This window comes from Pannonibacter sp. CBAS1226, from assembly GCF_055685825.1.
In genome coordinates this window covers 153,407-169,235 of sequence record NZ_JBVOUO010000001.1, presented here as the reverse complement: position 1 = coordinate 169,235, position 15,829 = coordinate 153,407, and the positions used below count along the sequence as shown (strand labels likewise).

At 64.5% G+C, this 15,829-nt stretch carries 16 protein-coding genes and 1 tRNA gene; 10 read left to right on the top strand and 7 right to left on the bottom strand.

Going from position 1 to position 15,829, the window contains the following annotated elements; genetic code table 11:
- Window positions 1-121: 121 nt before the first annotated feature.
- The 10 genes from AC0CMF_RS00805 (at window position 122) to AC0CMF_RS00760 (ending at window position 8,570) form a co-directional block, all read left to right on the top strand.
- Window positions 122-592, top strand: a complete 471-nt coding sequence (locus AC0CMF_RS00805; RefSeq protein ID WP_019966450.1) for an Lrp/AsnC family transcriptional regulator — start codon at window positions 122-124, stop codon at window positions 590-592.
- Window positions 593-718: 126 nt separating this feature from the next.
- Window positions 719-1,339 carry an RBBP9/YdeN family alpha/beta hydrolase gene (locus AC0CMF_RS00800; protein ID WP_162936386.1) on the top strand — a complete coding sequence of 207 codons (621 nt, stop codon included), beginning with the start codon at window positions 719-721 and terminating at the stop codon, window positions 1,337-1,339.
- The gene (locus AC0CMF_RS00795) at window positions 1,336-1,620 is read left to right on the top strand and encodes a hypothetical protein (protein ID WP_058899527.1); all 285 of its coding nucleotides are present in this window, start codon (window positions 1,336-1,338) and stop codon (window positions 1,618-1,620) included. Before AC0CMF_RS00800 ends, AC0CMF_RS00795 begins: the two co-directional genes overlap by 4 nt.
- Before the next feature lie 167 nt (window positions 1,621-1,787).
- Window positions 1,788-2,246, top strand: a complete 459-nt coding sequence (locus AC0CMF_RS00790; RefSeq protein WP_019966447.1) for an RrF2 family transcriptional regulator — start codon at window positions 1,788-1,790, stop codon at window positions 2,244-2,246.
- Window positions 2,247-2,295: 49 nt separating this feature from the next.
- Window positions 2,296-3,678, top strand: a complete 1,383-nt coding sequence (locus tag AC0CMF_RS00785) for an FAD/NAD(P)-binding protein (RefSeq protein ID WP_374629350.1) — start codon at window positions 2,296-2,298, stop codon at window positions 3,676-3,678.
- Between the two features lie 104 nt (window positions 3,679-3,782).
- A complete protein-coding gene (locus AC0CMF_RS00780; protein WP_050472724.1) occupies window positions 3,783-4,346 on the top strand; it encodes an NAD(P)H-dependent oxidoreductase in 564 nt (187 codons plus the stop codon).
- Between the two features lie 65 nt (window positions 4,347-4,411).
- A complete protein-coding gene (locus AC0CMF_RS00775; RefSeq protein WP_374629351.1) occupies window positions 4,412-5,389 on the top strand; it encodes an aliphatic sulfonate ABC transporter substrate-binding protein in 978 nt (325 codons plus the stop codon).
- Between the two features lie 32 nt (window positions 5,390-5,421).
- A complete protein-coding gene (gene ssuD / locus AC0CMF_RS00770) occupies window positions 5,422-6,597 on the top strand; it encodes an FMNH2-dependent alkanesulfonate monooxygenase (protein ID WP_374629352.1) in 1,176 nt (391 codons plus the stop codon).
- A 187-nt stretch (window positions 6,598-6,784) separates the two neighbouring features.
- Window positions 6,785-7,639 (top strand): ABC transporter permease subunit, encoded by an 855-nt coding sequence (locus tag AC0CMF_RS00765; RefSeq protein WP_197717500.1) that lies wholly within the window; start codon window positions 6,785-6,787, stop codon window positions 7,637-7,639.
- Complete coding sequence (locus tag AC0CMF_RS00760; RefSeq protein ID WP_374629353.1) at window positions 7,626-8,570, top strand: ABC transporter ATP-binding protein; 945 nt, start codon at window positions 7,626-7,628, stop codon at window positions 8,568-8,570. Before AC0CMF_RS00765 ends, AC0CMF_RS00760 begins: the two co-directional genes overlap by 14 nt.
- A gap of 119 nt (window positions 8,571-8,689) precedes the next feature.
- Here the strand turns inward: AC0CMF_RS00760 and AC0CMF_RS00755 are convergent, their stop codons facing one another.
- The 7 genes from AC0CMF_RS00755 to AC0CMF_RS00725 form a co-directional block, all read right to left on the bottom strand.
- Window positions 8,690-9,754, bottom strand: a complete 1,065-nt coding sequence (locus AC0CMF_RS00755) for an ABC transporter ATP-binding protein (protein WP_374629354.1) — start codon at window positions 9,752-9,754, stop codon at window positions 8,690-8,692.
- A gap of 11 nt (window positions 9,755-9,765) precedes the next feature.
- Window positions 9,766-10,599, bottom strand: coding sequence for a carbohydrate ABC transporter permease (locus AC0CMF_RS00750; RefSeq protein ID WP_019966439.1), 834 nt, complete (start codon window positions 10,597-10,599; stop codon window positions 9,766-9,768).
- A 3-nt stretch (window positions 10,600-10,602) separates the two neighbouring features.
- On the bottom strand, window positions 10,603-11,526 hold the full coding sequence (locus AC0CMF_RS00745) for a carbohydrate ABC transporter permease (RefSeq protein WP_026356113.1): 924 nt from the start codon (window positions 11,524-11,526) through the stop codon (window positions 10,603-10,605).
- Window positions 11,527-11,612: 86 nt separating this feature from the next.
- Window positions 11,613-12,872, bottom strand: a complete 1,260-nt coding sequence (locus AC0CMF_RS00740) for an ABC transporter substrate-binding protein (protein WP_026356112.1) — start codon at window positions 12,870-12,872, stop codon at window positions 11,613-11,615.
- A gap of 35 nt (window positions 12,873-12,907) precedes the next feature.
- Window positions 12,908-14,080, bottom strand: coding sequence for a PLP-dependent transferase (locus tag AC0CMF_RS00735; protein WP_374629355.1), 1,173 nt, complete (start codon window positions 14,078-14,080; stop codon window positions 12,908-12,910).
- A complete protein-coding gene (locus AC0CMF_RS00730; RefSeq protein WP_374629356.1) occupies window positions 14,077-14,802 on the bottom strand; it encodes a FadR/GntR family transcriptional regulator in 726 nt (241 codons plus the stop codon). The genes AC0CMF_RS00735 and AC0CMF_RS00730 overlap by 4 nt, the downstream gene beginning before the upstream one ends.
- A gap of 274 nt (window positions 14,803-15,076) precedes the next feature.
- Window positions 15,077-15,164, bottom strand: a tRNA-Leu gene (locus AC0CMF_RS00725).
- Window positions 15,165-15,829 lie beyond the last annotated feature (665 nt).

Genomic DNA, 15,829 nt, shown 5'->3' with positions numbered 1-15,829 from the left:
ACAGCCCTTTCGGAGAATTTGCAATGCTCCGCAGCGCAAGGGCGCAGAACGGAGCCAGCTTGACAGGAGAAGCTTCCCGGCGAAATATATCTACTAATTCGATATACATATTGGAGAAGGCATGTCTCTGGACCTCATCGACCGCAAGATCATCGCCGCATTGCAGGCGGATGCCACCTTGTCGATTGCCCAGCTCGCCGACCGGGCAGGCCTCTCCCCCACGCCTTGCTGGAAGCGCATCCAGAAGCTGGAGCAGACCGGCATCATCCTTGGGCGCGTCGCGCTCGTCGCGCCGGAGCGGATCGGGCTGGGTCTCACCGTCTTCGTCGAGATCGAAGCAGCGGACCACACGCCGGAATGGCGCGACAGCTTTGCCCGCATCACCGGCGCCATGCCCGAAGTCATGGAGATCCACCGCATGGCGGGGGACGCCGACTATCTGCTCAGGGTCGCCGTGGAAGACATGGCCGCCTTCGACGCCTTCTACAAGCGGCTGACGGAAAGCGTGCCGCTGAAGAATGTCACCTCCCGTTTTGCGATGGAGCGGATCAAGGCCACCACGGCCTATCCGGTCGACGTGTCGCGGAGATGAGTTTGCCGCCGGACGGGACCGGCAGAGAACATCCATGCTCTTCGGAGCACTGCCTTTGGAATTCAAAAGTACAGCGAACCAGTAGATGATCAACACAGTGTCAACAGCAGCCATATGGAGATGGCAATGACTGTCACCCTGATCATTCCAGGCCTTGGCGGCTCCTGCAGCAATCACTGGCAGACCTGGTGGCTGAAGACGGATCCGTCGGCCATTTGGGTCGGCCAGGACGACTGGAGCGCGGCTGATCCCTATCAATGGGACGTGACCATCGTGCGGCATCTGCGCGAGCATCCCGGTGCCAATATCGTGGCGCACAGCCTTGGTGCCACGGCCATTGCCCGCGTGGCGGCGCGCTGGCCCTCGGTGGAAATCGGCACCGCCCTGCTGGTCGCCCCTGCTGATGTGGAACGCGGCATCGGCGCCCAGCGCCTCGGCCACTTCGGCCCGCTGCCGCGCGAGCGGTTCGAGTTCAACGCCGCCGTTGTGGCAAGCCGCAACGATCCCTGGATGACCTTCGACCGGGCCGGCCGGCTCGCCGATGACTGGGGCGCACGGCTGATCGATCTCGGGGCTTCGGGCCATATCAATCCGGACGCCGGTTTCGGCCCGTGGCCGGTTGGCAAGACGCTGCTGACCGACCTGTCGCTGATCCCCCGCTATCCCGGCGGCCGCAGCGCAAGCCCGCGCCGCCGCACCGATGACGGACGCACCGTCACAACCCATGAGAGGAGGCACGGAACATGACCGGACGACGCATCACGGCCGCCAGCCCGGCCAACGGCACCACAACGCGCAAGGACATCATGCGCCTCGCCGCCTGGATTGCCTTCGTTGCGGCCTATGCACTTGTCGTTGCCGTGCTTGCCTCCCCGCGCGGGGCCATGGCGGGCAGCAGCAGCGGGGTGCAGACAGCCCCAGCCAGCGTTCCCGCGCAGGCAGCCGCCACCCGGACAGATGGCAACCTGCCGCGCACACTGGCGCTGGCCGGTTTTGCCGCTGGTTCCGCCCATGGCCCCCGGTACTGAACCTCACCGGGTAGTGCTATTCCTCCCCGCGCCGCCGGTTCCCCGGCCGCGCAGCCTTCCGCCGTGGCGGAAAGCCTTTGGTTCTGGCCAGAAAGAACAAACCGGTCTATATGGACGATCAATAAAATGGATGAATAGGGTCCATTGTCCTGCGGAGTCCGGTTTCCATGCTGTCCATGAAAGGCAAATACGGGTTGAAGGCCATGTGCCATCTGGCAGGCCTGCCCGAGGGACAGGTTGTCCAGTCGTCGGAAATTGCCGACGCCAATTCGATTTCCAAGAAGTTTCTCGATGCCATTCTGGCGGACCTGCGCCACGCAGGCTTCGTCCATGCCCGCAAGGGGCGCGGCGGCGGCTACTGCCTGACACGCCCGGCGGAAGACATCATGGTGGGGCATGTGCTGCGCGTCCTCGACGGACCGCTCGCCCCCATCCACTGCGCCAGCCGCACCGCCTATCACCGCTGTCACGACTGCCCGGACGAGAACGCCTGTTCCGTGCGGCTGACCATGCTGGATGTCCGCGAGGCAATCGCCTCGGTTCTGGACACCAGATCCATCGCATCCATGCGACAGATGGCCGAGGCCGAGGAGAGCGAGAAGATCGCAGCCCTCCACGTGTCCTGATGCGAGGCACATGCCGCGCCCCGGCCGCCAGAAACCGGGAGAACGCAGCATGACGCATCACATCGCCATCATCGGGGCTGGTGCCAGTGGAACGCTGCTGGCAGCCAATCTGGACAGACTGACCGCGGGCCGCATCCGCATCTCGCTGATCGAACAGGCAGACCGCATTGCCCGCGGCATCGCCTATGCGCCCGTTGACCGGGGCCATCTTCTCAACACCCGCGTGCGCAACATGAGCGCCTATGCCGATGCGCCGGATCATTTCGGCGAATGGCTGGCCACCCGGCCCGGGGATGCAACGCCGGCCTGCTTCGTCACCCGCGCCATCTACGGCGACTATCTGGAGGCGCAGCTGCGCCCCGGCCTGGAGCGGGGCAGCATCCGCCTGCATGCGGCCTCCTGCACCGCCATCGAGACCCTGCCCCGCAGTGTCGCCCTGACCCTCGACGATGGCTCCACCGTCATGGCTCATGCCGCCGTGCTGGCCACCGGCCATCCCTCCGGAGCGTCTGCAGGCTCTGCCCTCTCCAACCCTTGGCACGCCCTGCCGGATATTGCCCCCGATGCCCCGGTGATCTTCATCGGCAGCGGTCTGACCATGGTGGACTGGGCGCTTTCCCTGCTCGACCGGGGCCACACGGGGCCGATGACCGCTCTGTCCCGCCACGGCCTTCTGCCGCAGGCCCACAGCAGCGCCCATCCGCTGCGGCTGTCGGCAGCTGACATTCCGCTTGGCACAAGCACGCAGTTTCTCACCCGCTGGCTGCGCAAGCTTGCCGCTGAGCATCAGGCGCGGGGCGGCGACTGGCGTGAGGTGCTGGACGGCATCCGCCCGCATATCCGCACGCTCTGGCATCATCTGACGGCGGAAAACCGCAAGATCTTCCTGCGCCATCTGGCGTCCTTTTGGGAGGTGCACCGCCACCGCATGCCGCCCCAGTCTGCCGCAAGGATTGCGCAGGCCCTTGCCAGCGGCCAGCTGAAGGTGGTCAAGGGCCGTTATCTCTCGGCCCGAAGAGCCGCAGACGGCACGGTCGAGGTGTCCTATCAGCCGCGCAGCGGCGTGGTGCGGGAGCCGCAAATCCTGACGGCCGCCGCAGCCCTCGACTGCCGGGGCATCCGCCGCTCGCCGGAAACACCTTCCACGCCGCTGTTGCAGGACATCCTGGAGAATGGGACAGGCCGCATCGATCCGCTTGGCCTCGGCCTTGATTTCGACAGCGAGTCCCGCCTGCTCACCGCCAGCGGCCAGCCGCATCCCCGCCTGTTCGGCATCGGTCCGGTGACACGCGCCGCCTTCTGGGAGATCACGGCAATTCCGGAGATCCGCGAACAGGCCGCCCTTCTGGCCCGGCGCCTCAGCCAGCCGCTGGCAAGCGGCCAGACGGCAACAGCACCGGCAAGGGGAAAGCTTCTGCTGCCGCCAGTGTGAGGGAGAACGGAGTTCTTCTCTTTGCGGCTCTGACTATGGAATGGACCGGAGGCATGAAAGTTACTTAGTCTATCTACATTATAGACCAATAACGGACATGCCTCATGACACAGCCGTCCATCGTCAGCCTCTCCGGCAGTTCGGGATCCGGATCCAAGACCCGGGTCCTCGCCGCCACCGCCGCCCGCCTTGCCGCCGAACGTTTCGGCCGCACCACCCGGGTATATGACATCTCGGATTTCCAGCCCTTCCTCGGCAACGCCCAGCGCGCCGAGGATCTTGGCCCCGATGCCCAGACGGCTCTTGCCAGCCTGAAGGCCGCAGAGGCGGTGATCATCGCCGTGCCGGTCTACAAGGGCAGCTATCCGGGCCTCTTCAAGCACCTCATCGACCTGCTGCCGGTGGACTTCTTCGCCGGAAAGCCGGTGCTGCTGACCGCCACCGGCGGCGGTGACAGGCATGCGCTGGTCATCGAGCATCAGCTGCGCCCGCTGTTCTCCTTCTTCAGCGCGCAGACGCTGGGCACCGGCGTCTATGCCAGCGAGCGGGACTATCTCGACGGGCGCCTTGTCAACGAGGCGGTGCTTGCCCGCCTCGACCAGGCCGCCGGAGAGCTTGCCCCCTTCCTTGGCCGCCCGCAGCTCAACGCCACTGCCGTGGGCCACTAGGCCCAGCCCCATCCGCCCGCCGGAGCGGTTCTCCGGTCTTTCCCAGATGAAATGGAGCGAAATCCATGACCTTGACAATCGACCGCCGCAACGCCCTGCTTCTCGGCTTCGGCGCCTCTGCCCTCGGCCTTTTCGGCCCCTCGTTCAATGTCCGCGCACAGACCGTCAAGGAAGTGCGCATCGGCTGGCAGAAGGGCGGCGTCGTGGCGCTGCTCAAGGGGCGCGGCCTGCTGGAAGAGCGCCTTGCCCCGCGCGGCATAAGCGTCTCCTGGGCGGAGTTCACCTCCGGCCCGCCGCTGCTCGAAGCACTGAGCGCAGGCGCCCTCGACTTCGGCACCACAGGCGATGTGCCGCCACTGTTTGCCCATGCGGCCCGTGGCAATCTGGTCTTTGCCGGCGCCTATACCGGCTCGGACACCGGCTCGGCCATTCTGGTGCGCAAGAATTCCGGCATCACTTCGCTCAAAGATCTGAAGGGGCGCAAGCTCGCCTTCAAGCGCGGCTCCAGCGCCCATAACGTCGCCCTGCAGCTGCTGCGCACCGCAGGGCTTTCGCTGGATGACGTGGAGCAGGTGGACCTTTCTCCGCCGGACGCTGCCCCCGCCTTCGCCAATGGCTCCATCGACGCCTGGTCGATCTGGGACCCCTACACCGCCAGCGCCGAAAAATCGCCGGAGACGCAGGTGCTGGCCACCGCTGACGGGGTTGTCCCGGCCTATGGCTTCCTCTCCGCCAACGGCAAGTTCGCCGAACAGAACGGCGAGCTGCTGGCTGAACTGATCCTCGCCCTGCGCGAAGTTGGCGAGGCGGCCCAGAACGACCTGCCCGGCACCGTCAAGGCCTTCGCTGCCGCAACCGGCCTGCCGGAAGACGTGCTGACCACGGTGGCCACCCGCAAGGGCCAGAACTACGGCGCCATCGGCTTCGTCGAGGAAAAGCACATCGTCTACGAGCAGGCGCTCGCCGACGACTTCCACGCCCTCGGCATCATTCCGCGCAAGCTCGACATCCGCTCGGCCGTATGGACACCGAAATCCGCCTGATCCGGCGCAACACCCTTTCAGGAGCCTGACCCATGTCACAGGACAAACTCGATTTCCTCTGGTTCATTCCCACCTCCGGCGACGGGCCCTATCTCGGCTCGTCCGAAGGCCACCGCCCGCCGGAGCCGCAGTATCTGCGGCAGGTGGCGCAGGCAGCCGATACGCTGGGCTATGACGGTGTGCTGCTGCCCACCGGCATCTTCTGCGAGGAAAGCTTCATCACGGCTGCCGATCTCGCCGCCCATACGGAAAAGCTGCGCTTCCTCGTCGCCATCCGCCCCGGCACCGCGTCGCCGGCCTATTATGCGCGCCTGTCCACGGCGCTCGACCGGGTGTCGAACGGACGCCTGCTGCTGAACATCGTGGTTGGCGGCAACCCGGCGGAGCTGGCCGGTGACGGCATCTTCCAGGCCCATGACGAGCGCTATGACTTTGCCGAAGAGTTCTTCACAGTCTGGGAGGATCTTCTGGCCAAGGGCGAAGCGCATCTGGATGGCAAGCATGTGCGCGCGCTCAACGCCCGCCTGCCCTTCCGCCCGGTGCAGAGCCCGCGCCCGCCGCTCTATTTCGGCGGGTCCTCGGATGCGGCCATCGAATTCGCGTCCGGCCGGGTGGACAAGTACCTGACCTGGGGCGAGCCGCCCGCGCAGGTGGCCGAAAAGCTGGACCGGGTGCGGGAAGCCGCCGCCCGCAAGGGCCGCGAAGTCTCCTTCGGCATCCGCCTGCATTTCATCGTGCGGGAAACCGACGAGGAAGCCTGGGCAGCCGCAGACCGGCTGATCTCGAAGCTGACGGACGAGGACATTGCCAAGGCGCAGGCCTGGCTGAACAGCCAGTCGGACAGTGTCGGCCAGCAGCGCATGACCGCCCTGCATGGCGGGCGGCGGGACCGGCTGGAAGTCTCGCCCAACCTGTGGGCCGGTGTCGGCCTTGTGCGCGGCGGTGCAGGCACTGCCCTTGTCGGCTCGCCGGAAACGGTGGCGGAGCGCATCCGCGAGTATCAGGCGCTTGGCATCGATACGATCGTCGGCTCCGGCTATCCGCATCTGGAAGAGGCCTACCGGGTGGCGGAGCTGCTCTTCCCCGTCCTCAAGGGCACGGCCAAGCCGCAGCAGCACGCCGCGCGCTTTGAAAACATCAGCCCGCAGCGCGGCGGCACGGAGACGGCCCGGCCGGAATTCCGCCCGAAGGTGGCCAGCGCAAGCTGACACTGAGGCCCATTGGCCGCACCGGTTCACCTGAGCCGGATCCGGGGCGCGGCGGGACGGTTCTCCTCCCGCCCCACCGCCGCGCCCCGCTCCTTCCTCGAGTGTCAGAGCGAGACCAGGACCACACGCCCGAAGCCCCTCAGACGTGAGTGAAGCAACCGCCGGACAGAGAAAAGGACATCGTCTCATGAGCACCAGTGATCTCATCTACGCCGGGGATCTGCCCTCCCGCCCGCAGCTGCGGCCCGGCGCCTTGTGGCAAAGCCTCAAAACCCTGAAGCGCCCGCTGGCCGCCCTTGTGCCCTATATCTTCCCCGTGGGGGTACTGCTGCTGTGGGAGGCAGCTGCCGCCGCCGGGCTGCTGCCGGACACCTTGATGCCGCGCCCCAGCGCCGTTGCCGTCTCGGCCTGGGAAACCCTCATCAGCGGCGAACTCTTCACCCATCTCGGCGTTTCGGCCCTGCGCGCCCTGTCCGGCCTTGCCATCGGCGGCAGCATCGGCTTCCTGCTCGGCCTTGCCAACGGGGTGAGCCCGCTGTTCCGCGAGGCGACGGACACCACCTTGCAGATGATCCGCAACATCCCCAATCTCGCCCTGCTGCCGCTGGTCATCGTCTGGTTCGGCATTGGCGAAGGGGCAAAGCTGTTCCTCGTGGCCATCGGCGTGTTCTTCCCGATCTATCTCAACACGCTGCACGGCATCCGCAACGTCGACCCGCAGCTCATCGAGATGGGCAGTGCCTATGGCATGAAGCGGACGGAGCTGTTCCGCAAGATCCTGCTGCCCGGCGCGCTGCCCTCCGTCTTCGTCGGCCTGCGCTATGCGCTCGGCATCATGTGGCTGACGCTGATCGTCGCCGAAACGCTCTCCGCCTCATCCGGCCTTGGCTACATGGCCATGAAGGCGCGCGAATTCATGATCCTCGAAACCGTGGTTCTGTCGATCATTCTCTATGCCCTGCTCGGCAAGCTTGCCGATGTCATCACCCGTGCGCTGGAACGCCGCGCCCTTGCCTGGAGCCCCGCCTATGCCGCATCCTGATGGACATTTCCCGGCCTTCCTCGACGGCCACCCGGCAGCCGCACTCGCCGCTGCCGCCCTTCCCGAAGGCTACCTGCACCTGTCCGGCCACAGGGCGCAGGATGAAGACCATACGCATGAGAACCACGCAGACAGGCAGGACGAAAGCCGGCCCGCAGGCGGCGCCGCCATCCGCGTGCACGGTGTCTCCAAACGTTTCGGCGGGCTGACGGTGCTCGACAGGCTGGATCTGGACGTTGCCCCCGGCGAATTTCTCGCCATCGTCGGCAAGAGCGGCTGCGGCAAGAGCACCCTGCTTCGGCTTCTGACCGGCCTCGACACCGCCACCGGCGGCAGCATCGCCGTAGATGGCAAGTCCCCGCAGAAGGGGTCGGACGACATCCGCCTCATGTTCCAGGAGCCGCGGCTCCTGCCATGGGAGAAGGTGGCCGGAAACGTTGCCATCGGCCTCAGGCATGGCATTGAGACTGGAAACGCCGGCCGGTCCGCCGCAACAGGCGCAGCCGCAACGCGCACCAGCGCCCTGCCCCAGCCCGTGGCCGAAGCGCTGGAGGCCGTGCAGCTTTCGGACAAGGCCCATGTCTGGCCTTCCACCCTGTCCGGCGGCCAGAAGCAGCGTGCAGCCCTGGCCCGCGCGCTCGTCAGCCACCCGCGCCTGCTCGCCTTCGACGAGCCCCTGGGCGCCCTCGATGCGCTGACACGGCTGGTGATGCAGGAGCTGATCCTCAAGGTGAAACAGCAGACCGGCTTCACCGCCATCCTCGTCACCCATGACGTGGCCGAAGCCGTGGCCCTCGCCGACCGGGTGATCGTGCTCGACGAAGGCCGCATCAAGGCCGAATTCCCCGTCCCCCTCCCCCACCCGCGCGCCAAGGCCAGCACCGAAGCCGCCCGCATCGAGGCGCAGATCCTGGCGGCGATTTTCGGGTGATGGCGTAAAGGAGGACGCAGCCCTTTCCTTCAGCCCGCCCGGACAGCGGCCTCTCTGCAGCGCAGTCCGTGGCGGCACTGGCCGCAGACGGCAACAGCCTGATGACGCCCCTGGCGCCTTCAGACGCGGTTGCCGTCTTCGTCGAACAGATGCAGATGTTCGGCCGGAAAGCTGACCCGCAGGCCTGCTGCAGGTGTGAGGACGGAGCGGTCAAGGGTGAAGGCCTTGAACGCCTGGCCATGCAAGGCCAGATGCAGGATGATGCCGAAGCCCGTGGGTTCCACCAGATCGACACCGGCCTCCCAGTGCCCCTCGTCAGAGAGGCTGACATGCTCGGGCCGGATGCCAAGCGTCGCCGGGGCGCCATCCGCCAGACCGCCGCGCGGGGACAGGGGAATGGCTGTTCCATCGGCAAGGCGGAACTCCGCACCGCCACTGCCGGTATGGTACCGGCCTTCGAGAAAATTCATGCCCGGCGACCCGATGAAGCCGGCGACGAAGAGGTTGGCCGGCCGGTCGTAAAGATCGAGCGGCGTCCCGACCTGCTGCACAACGCCGCCATGCATGGCAACGATCCGGTCGGCCAGGGTCATGGCCTCGATCTGGTCGTGGGTGACATAGATCGAGGTGGCGCCCAGGTCCGCGTGCATTTTCTTGATTTCGGCGCGCATCTGTTCGCGCAGGCGGGCATCCAGATTGGACAAGGGTTCATCGAACAGAAAGGCTTTCGGCTTGCGGACAATGGCCCGGCCCATGGCAACCCGCTGGCGCTGGCCACCGGAAAGGGCCTTCGGCCGCCGTTCCATCAGAGGCTCGAGGCCAAGTTTGCCGGCAGCCTCCCCGATCATTTCAGCGATCAGTTCCTTCGGCGTTTTGCGCAGGCGCAGGCTGTAGCTCATGTTTCCGGCGACGGTCATATGCGGGTAAAGCGCATAGGACTGGAACACCATGGCGATGTCCCGGTCCTTCGGCGGCAGATCGTTGACCCGCTTTCCGGCGATATGAATGCCGCCCGAACTGACGTCCTCCAGCCCGGCAATCATGCGCAGAAGCGTGGACTTGCCGCAGCCGGACGGACCGACGAGAACGATGAATTCACCGTCCTGGATGTCGAGATCGACACCGTGCAGAACCTCGACCACGCCGTAGTTTTTCCGGACGTCCCGAATTTCGATTGAGGCCATGAGAAAACCTTTCAGCCTTTGACCGCGCCGGCCGTCAGACCCTGCACGAGATAGCGCTGGATCATCAGGAAGAAGAGACAGGCCGGGATCAGCGCAAGCACGCCGGCAGCCATCATCTGTCCGAAATCAACGGAGAATTTGGAAACGAAGGTCAGCAGTCCGACCGGGAAAGTCGCCGCGTCCGTGCCGGAGATCAGCATCAGGGCGAACAGGAGTTCACTCCAGGCCGCGGTGAAGACGAAGCCAAGGGTCGCCGCGATGCCCGGCAGGGTGAGCGGCAGAATGATCTGGCGGAACGCCTTGAACTGGGTCGCGCCGTCGATCATCGCCGCCTCCTCCAGATCCTTCGGAATACCATCGAAGAACGACTGCATAAGAAAGGTCGCGAAGGGCACGTTGAAGGCGGAGTAAACGATCACCAGCCCGGTGAGGCTGTTGGTCAGGCCGAGCGGCGAGAGGATCTTGAAGATCGGGGCGACCAGCATCACCAGCGGAAACATCTGGGTGATCAGCATCAGGGCGATCAGCCAGTATTTCGCCCGGAACGAGAACCGCGACAGGGCATAGCCGGACAGCGAGGCGATCAGCGTTACCACCAGCGCGGTCGAACCGGCGACAATCACCGAGTTGCGGAAGAAGGTCGGGAAGGCGCTGTGCCGGAGCACGAAGTCGAAATGCTCGTAGGTCGTCCTCGACGGCCACATCCGCACCCCTTCGCTGTAGAGCAGATCGTTGGGTGTAACGGCGACCTTGAGCAGCCAGTACAGCGGAAACAGGGCAAAGACCACATAGCAGAGAATGGCCAGGCGATGGGCCGCGACGAGAGAGAATTTGCGGACATGCATGTTTCAATCCTCCTTCAGAAGCGTCTGGCGGAGGAAGACGATCAGCATCGAATAGACCAGCAACAGGATCAGCAGCACCAGCGCGATGGCCGAGGCATAGCCAAAATCAAGACGCTTGAAAGCCTGGGTGAAGATATAGCTGGCGACGATCTGGGTCCGGTCCGCCGGCCCGCCATTGGTCATCACCACGATCAGATCAGCAAAATTGGCGATCCATACAGTGCGCAGCAGCACGGTAATGGCGATGGTCGGGGCAAGGAAAGGCAGCGTGATGGAGAGGAACCGCTTGATGGGTCCGGCGCCGTCGATGGCCGCAGCCTCATAGAGATCACGCGGAATGGACTGAAGCGCGGCAAGCAGGGTGATGGCAAAGAACGGAATGCCCCACCAGACATTGGCGGTGATCGGCCCCCACATGGCCAGGTGCGGATCGGACAGGATATTGTTCGCCTCACTGCGCAGGCCGAGGGCGAAAAGCCAGTGCGGCAAGGGGCCGATGACCGGGTTGAACAGCCAGGCCCAGTTCAGGCCGGCAAGGAATGTCGGCACCGCCCAGGGCAGAAAGACGAGCGCCTGCACGAGACCGCGCCCGCGGAACGGCTTGTTGAGCAGCAATGCCAGGATCAGCCCGAGGCCGAACTGCAGAAAGACGGAAGCACCCGTCCACCACAGCGTGTTCGAAAGCGCCCGGTAGAAGGCTCTGTCGCGGGCGAGAGTCTGGAAATGCTCCAGCCCGACGAAGCCGCCGGAAAAGGGGTTGAGCAGCTGAATATCACGGAAGGCATAGGAGATGCCGAGAACCAGCGGCACCAGCATGACCGCGGCGATCAGGAACAGCGCCGGGGCGCTGTACAGATAGGGTTCCGCATCAAGGGCAATGCGCCGCAGCAAGGGCGGCCTGCCCCGGGACTGAACAAGGCGTGTCATCGTCTTCCGCTTCTCTCGCGTCGGGATGGCGTGAGGCCCTGGCGGCGCAGAACGCCGCCAGGGTAAGGCTGCACGGGAAAGGGCAGTTATTTCTTGGCGAGAAACTTCTGCTGCGCCTTGGTCATGTAGTCCGCCCACTTGGCGGCCAGTTCTTCCGGCGTGATGTCGCCGAGCAGGGCTTCCTGCGATGTCTGGATCGCCAGGGAATCCTTGAAATAGGCGAATTCTTCCAGATAGGTCGGCATGGTGGTCGGGATCGCGTCCGGATCCTCCAGAACCTTGAACCAGCCCTTGAACTGCTCGCTGGCATAGAACGGATCATCGGACGCAGATTTCAGGGCAGGCAGCGCCCCGGTGCGCTTGTTCCAGGTCAGGTTGCCTTCCGGTCCTTCAAGCGTCGCGATCAGCTTCCAGGCGAGATCCTTGTTCTGGCTCTTGGCCATCATCGACCAGCCGGCATAGCCGATGGTCGGGAAGGTCTTGCCCGAGGGTCCCTTCGGCATGGTCGTGACGCCGAAATCCTCCGGCTTCATGCGCTCGGCAATGGCAATCAGCGCATCGGGGTCCTGGTCCAGGAACGCGCAGGTGCCGCTGTAGAAGCCGGCGACGATCTCGTTGAAACCCCAGTTGATGGAATCCTTCGGCGCATAGCCATTCTTGTACAGGTCGATCAGCCAGCTGATGCCCTTCTGCCAGCCCTCGCTGTCGAATGTCGACGTGCCGTCTTCATTGAAGAAGGTATTGGACCCGGCCATTGTCGCGCCGAACATCACCCAGCCGTTCAGGCCACCCGGACCGCCGCGCAGGCAGTAGCCGTATTTGCCCGGCAGGGCGGAGACCTTGCGGGCGGCTTCGGCAAACTCGTCCATGGTCACGGGGGGTTCGGAAACGCCGGCTTCGGCCAGCAGCTTCTTGTTGTAGAACATGGCCCGCAGATAGAAGCCATAGGGCAGCATATAGGCCGTGTTGTCGATGTCGCGGCCAAGCTCCAGAGCCCGGTCGGACAGATCTGCGGTGACTTCCCAGTCGCTCAGATAGGGCTCCAGGCTCTCCAGCATGCCGTTGTTGGCATAGAGCGAGAGCCAGGTGTCCGGCATTTCCATCACATCGGGAATCTCACCGGCGGAAACCATTGTGGCGAATTTCTGGAACGCCTCGCCCCACGGCAGGGAGATGATCTCGACCTTCGTTCCCGGGTTTGCCTGCTCGAATTGCGCGACGATGGATTTCAAGGTCTCCGTCCGGGCCGGGCTGGTAATGACTTCAACCAGCTTCAGCGTCGTATCGGCCAGTGCCGTACCGGACATCATCGAGGCCAGCAGGCCCGCTGTCAGCATTCTTTTCATCATTGTACTTCCCCTCTTTTTGAAGACATGATTTTTTATTGGTTTTGGGAGGCAGCGAACGCAGCCTCCAGATCGCGCCACAGGGCCGTGGTTCCCTCCAGGCCCACATGGATGCGCACGGATCGGGGGTCGATGCCGAAGGCCTGTGCCGAATTGGGCTGCGCCTTCTGCTGCAGGACGACCTCGCCGGGGACGATCAGGCTTTCGTGGCCGCCCCAGCTGACCCCGAGCTGAAACAGCTTCAGGTGATTGCAGAAACCGGCGATGTCCGTGCCCTCGCGCAAAGTGAAGGAGAACAGTCCGGAGGTTCCCTCAAGGCCCGGCGGCAGCCGGTTCGCAAGCGCGGGATGGAACACCTCGCCGACCTTTTCATGGGCTTGCAGACGCCGCGCGATTTCCAGCGCCGAAGCCTCATGCGCCTTCATGCGGACCGGAAGCGTGCGCAGGCCGCGGATGAGCAGCCAGGCATCGAAGGGCGACAGCTTGCCGCCGAGATAAGGCAGAGCTTCGCTGCGGATGCGGCCGATCAGCTCTGCCGAGCCTGCAACAACCCCGGCCACAACATCGCTGTGCCCGCCCAGATATTTGGAGGCCGAATGCAGCACCAGATCGGTGCCCAGCGCCAGGGGGCGCTGAAAGACCGGTGTCGCCCAACTGTTGTCGATGATCGAGATGACGCCTTCCTTGCGCGCCAGTGCCGCCAGCGCCCCGACATCATGGGCTTCCATGACCCAGCTCACCGGGCTTTCGAGATAAAGGATCCTGGCACCGGGAAGAGCCCTGGCGACCGCGTCCTCATCTTGGCCATCCACATAGGTCACCTCGACACGCATGCGCTTCAGGATCGTGCCGAACAGGCGGAAGGCATCGGGATAGACATGCCGCACGGCGACGATCCGGTCTCCCGGCTCAACGAAAGTCAGGATGGAAGAGGCAATGGCGGCCATGCCGCTCGCGAACCCCAGCGCATCCTCGCCGCCCTCAAGCTTTGCCAGCATTTCCTCGAAGTGGCGGACGGTGGGGTTGAGGCCGCGCGAATAAACCGGGCGGACTTTCTCGCCGCGGTAGGTCTCCAGCATTTCCTCATAGCTTGCGAATGTAAAAAGCGACGTCTGCACGATGGGCGGCACCACGGCACCATAAGCATGGGCCTCATCGTGAGCCGCGATCAGGGAAAAGGGATCCAACGGGCTGGAACCGTCATTCATTTGGACATTTCCTTAATATCTTCCTCGACCACATCGAGAATTTTCAAGGTTTCGCGCCGCGCCGCTTCCGTGTCCTGTGCGGCAATGGCGTTGAACAGGGTGCGGTGATAGGGAAAGGAGCGGCGGGCAAAATCCGCCCGGTTGAACGGCCGCTCCCAGAAGCGCTCGAAAGCCTCGCGCATCTGCTCCAGAAGCTGCCGGAACAGCGGATTGTGCGTGGCATCGTAGATGGACAGGTGAAAGGCCAGGTCCTCCGGACCGGAGGTGCCCTGCTCCAGATGCACCCGCTCCATCTCCATGAGCTTCAGTTCGATGATGGCAAGGTCTTCGCTGGTCCGCTGCCGCGCCGCGACAATGCTGGCTTCCGCTTCGAGGCCGCGCCGGACCTCCAGCGTCTTCAGCAGCACATCGCGCAGGTTCGCCGTGTCCAGCGACAGCGGCATATGGATCGTGGCGGAAGTCACCGGCTTGATCAGATAGGTGCCGCTGCCCTTGCGGGTTTCCAGCACGCCGAGCGCCTGAAAGTGACGGATCACCTCGCGGATGGTCGAGCGGCCGACCGCCAGCGCATCCATCAGCTCCCGCTCGGCCGGCAGCCGGTCACCGGCCTTCAGTCCGGCCTGCGAGACATAAGCTGCCAGCGCTTCCGTCACCTGGCGCACCCGGTCCATGGGCGCCAGCGGCGCGATCACCGGTCTGCTGCTCTCCCCGCTGCCCTTCATGCCGCCCCCGTTCGATAGATCAAAATTGGTCTGACATCTTACCAAAACGGCTGCATGAAAGTTTGTCAAGGGGCGTTCAGGCCAAGGCTCCGGACGGCCCGCACCTCCAGCCCCCAAAGGCCCAAGCGCCGCAGCGCCTTAACCGGCATCCGCGGGTTCAGGTCCCTTTGCAGCAGATATGCAGACGCCCGCGGCCAATGGCCGGCCGGGAAGGCAAACGGATCGGAGTGGAGTACTGGGGGACGATTTGGAAGTTATGGGGGCTGATGCAGTCTGGTGCGGACGACGGGACTCGAACCCGTAAGCCGTTTGAGGGCGGCGGATTTTAAGTCCGCTGTGGCTACCAGTTTCACCACGTCCGCATGTCTGGGCCGGAGCAAAGGCGCGCCCTTTGGCGGGTCCTGTCCGGTCGGCGTCAGGCCCCGATAAAAGGGCATTGGCCGGTGGCCGGGGAGGCTGTCTCCGGCGCGGGTATGAGGTAGCGGCAGCCGCGTCCGTCTGCAAGTGCAAATTGGTGCGGACGGGCAGGCCCTTGCCGGGCCGGAGCAAGGTCGGTCGCGGTTCTGCGTGCTGGCCGGGCCAAGGGTAGTTTCCGGCTCATCTCCGGCTGTTGAAACGGCCTGCCACTCCCCTTTTCCCCCAGGGGAATCGCATATGGAATTTTTGGATTCGGATCTGTCGCCGCAACGCATTTCCGGATTCCAAAATTACCCTTCGCAAGGACTGAGCGTTCGATCCTTGCGCAGACGGAAGAGATTTCCGCCATATGCGATAGCCCTGCCTTTTCCCCCGCCTCCCCCAGCCTGCGGCAGGAAAATTCTTCTGCGGGGGCTGACACATCTTTCCTTGCAAGCCGGGGCCGCTCATATTAGGCGACAGAACAGACAGGCGAGCCCCATGACAACAGGCAGCATGCCGCCCCGGTCTGGTGCCCCGCGCCAGAGCAACACGGCCTTGCGCGCCAAGTCCTCCAAGTCCCATGCGCAGCGGGTCCTTGACCTTCGGCACAGGGCGGAGGCGAATCGGA

What these genes read in the sequence shown, in the direction of transcription:
- AC0CMF_RS00750 (WP_019966439.1), bottom strand. Translation starts at nt 10,599, where the DNA reads ATGCATGTCCGCAAATTCTCTCTCGTCGCGGCCCATCGCCTGGCCATT.
- AC0CMF_RS00740 (WP_026356112.1), bottom strand. Translation starts at nt 12,872, where the DNA reads ATGAAAAGAATGCTGACAGCGGGCCTGCTGGCCTCGATGATGTCCGGT.
- AC0CMF_RS00775 (WP_374629351.1), top strand. Translation starts at nt 4,412, where the DNA reads ATGACCTTGACAATCGACCGCCGCAACGCCCTGCTTCTCGGCTTCGGC.
- AC0CMF_RS00785 (WP_374629350.1), top strand. Translation starts at nt 2,296, where the DNA reads ATGACGCATCACATCGCCATCATCGGGGCTGGTGCCAGTGGAACGCTG.
- AC0CMF_RS00780 (WP_050472724.1), top strand. Translation starts at nt 3,783, where the DNA reads ATGACACAGCCGTCCATCGTCAGCCTCTCCGGCAGTTCGGGATCCGGA.
- AC0CMF_RS00735 (WP_374629355.1), bottom strand. Translation starts at nt 14,080, where the DNA reads ATGAATGACGGTTCCAGCCCGTTGGATCCCTTTTCCCTGATCGCGGCT.
- AC0CMF_RS00790 (WP_019966447.1), top strand. Translation starts at nt 1,788, where the DNA reads ATGCTGTCCATGAAAGGCAAATACGGGTTGAAGGCCATGTGCCATCTG.
- AC0CMF_RS00795 (WP_058899527.1), top strand. Translation starts at nt 1,336, where the DNA reads ATGACCGGACGACGCATCACGGCCGCCAGCCCGGCCAACGGCACCACA.
- ssuD (WP_374629352.1), top strand. Translation starts at nt 5,422, where the DNA reads ATGTCACAGGACAAACTCGATTTCCTCTGGTTCATTCCCACCTCCGGC.
- AC0CMF_RS00755 (WP_374629354.1), bottom strand. Translation starts at nt 9,754, where the DNA reads ATGGCCTCAATCGAAATTCGGGACGTCCGGAAAAACTACGGCGTGGTC.
- AC0CMF_RS00760 (WP_374629353.1), top strand. Translation starts at nt 7,626, where the DNA reads ATGCCGCATCCTGATGGACATTTCCCGGCCTTCCTCGACGGCCACCCG.
- AC0CMF_RS00800 (WP_162936386.1), top strand. Translation starts at nt 719, where the DNA reads ATGACTGTCACCCTGATCATTCCAGGCCTTGGCGGCTCCTGCAGCAAT.
- AC0CMF_RS00765 (WP_197717500.1), top strand. Translation starts at nt 6,785, where the DNA reads ATGAGCACCAGTGATCTCATCTACGCCGGGGATCTGCCCTCCCGCCCG.
- AC0CMF_RS00805 (WP_019966450.1), top strand. Translation starts at nt 122, where the DNA reads ATGTCTCTGGACCTCATCGACCGCAAGATCATCGCCGCATTGCAGGCG.
- AC0CMF_RS00730 (WP_374629356.1), bottom strand. Translation starts at nt 14,802, where the DNA reads ATGAAGGGCAGCGGGGAGAGCAGCAGACCGGTGATCGCGCCGCTGGCG.
- AC0CMF_RS00745 (WP_026356113.1), bottom strand. Translation starts at nt 11,526, where the DNA reads ATGACACGCCTTGTTCAGTCCCGGGGCAGGCCGCCCTTGCTGCGGCGC.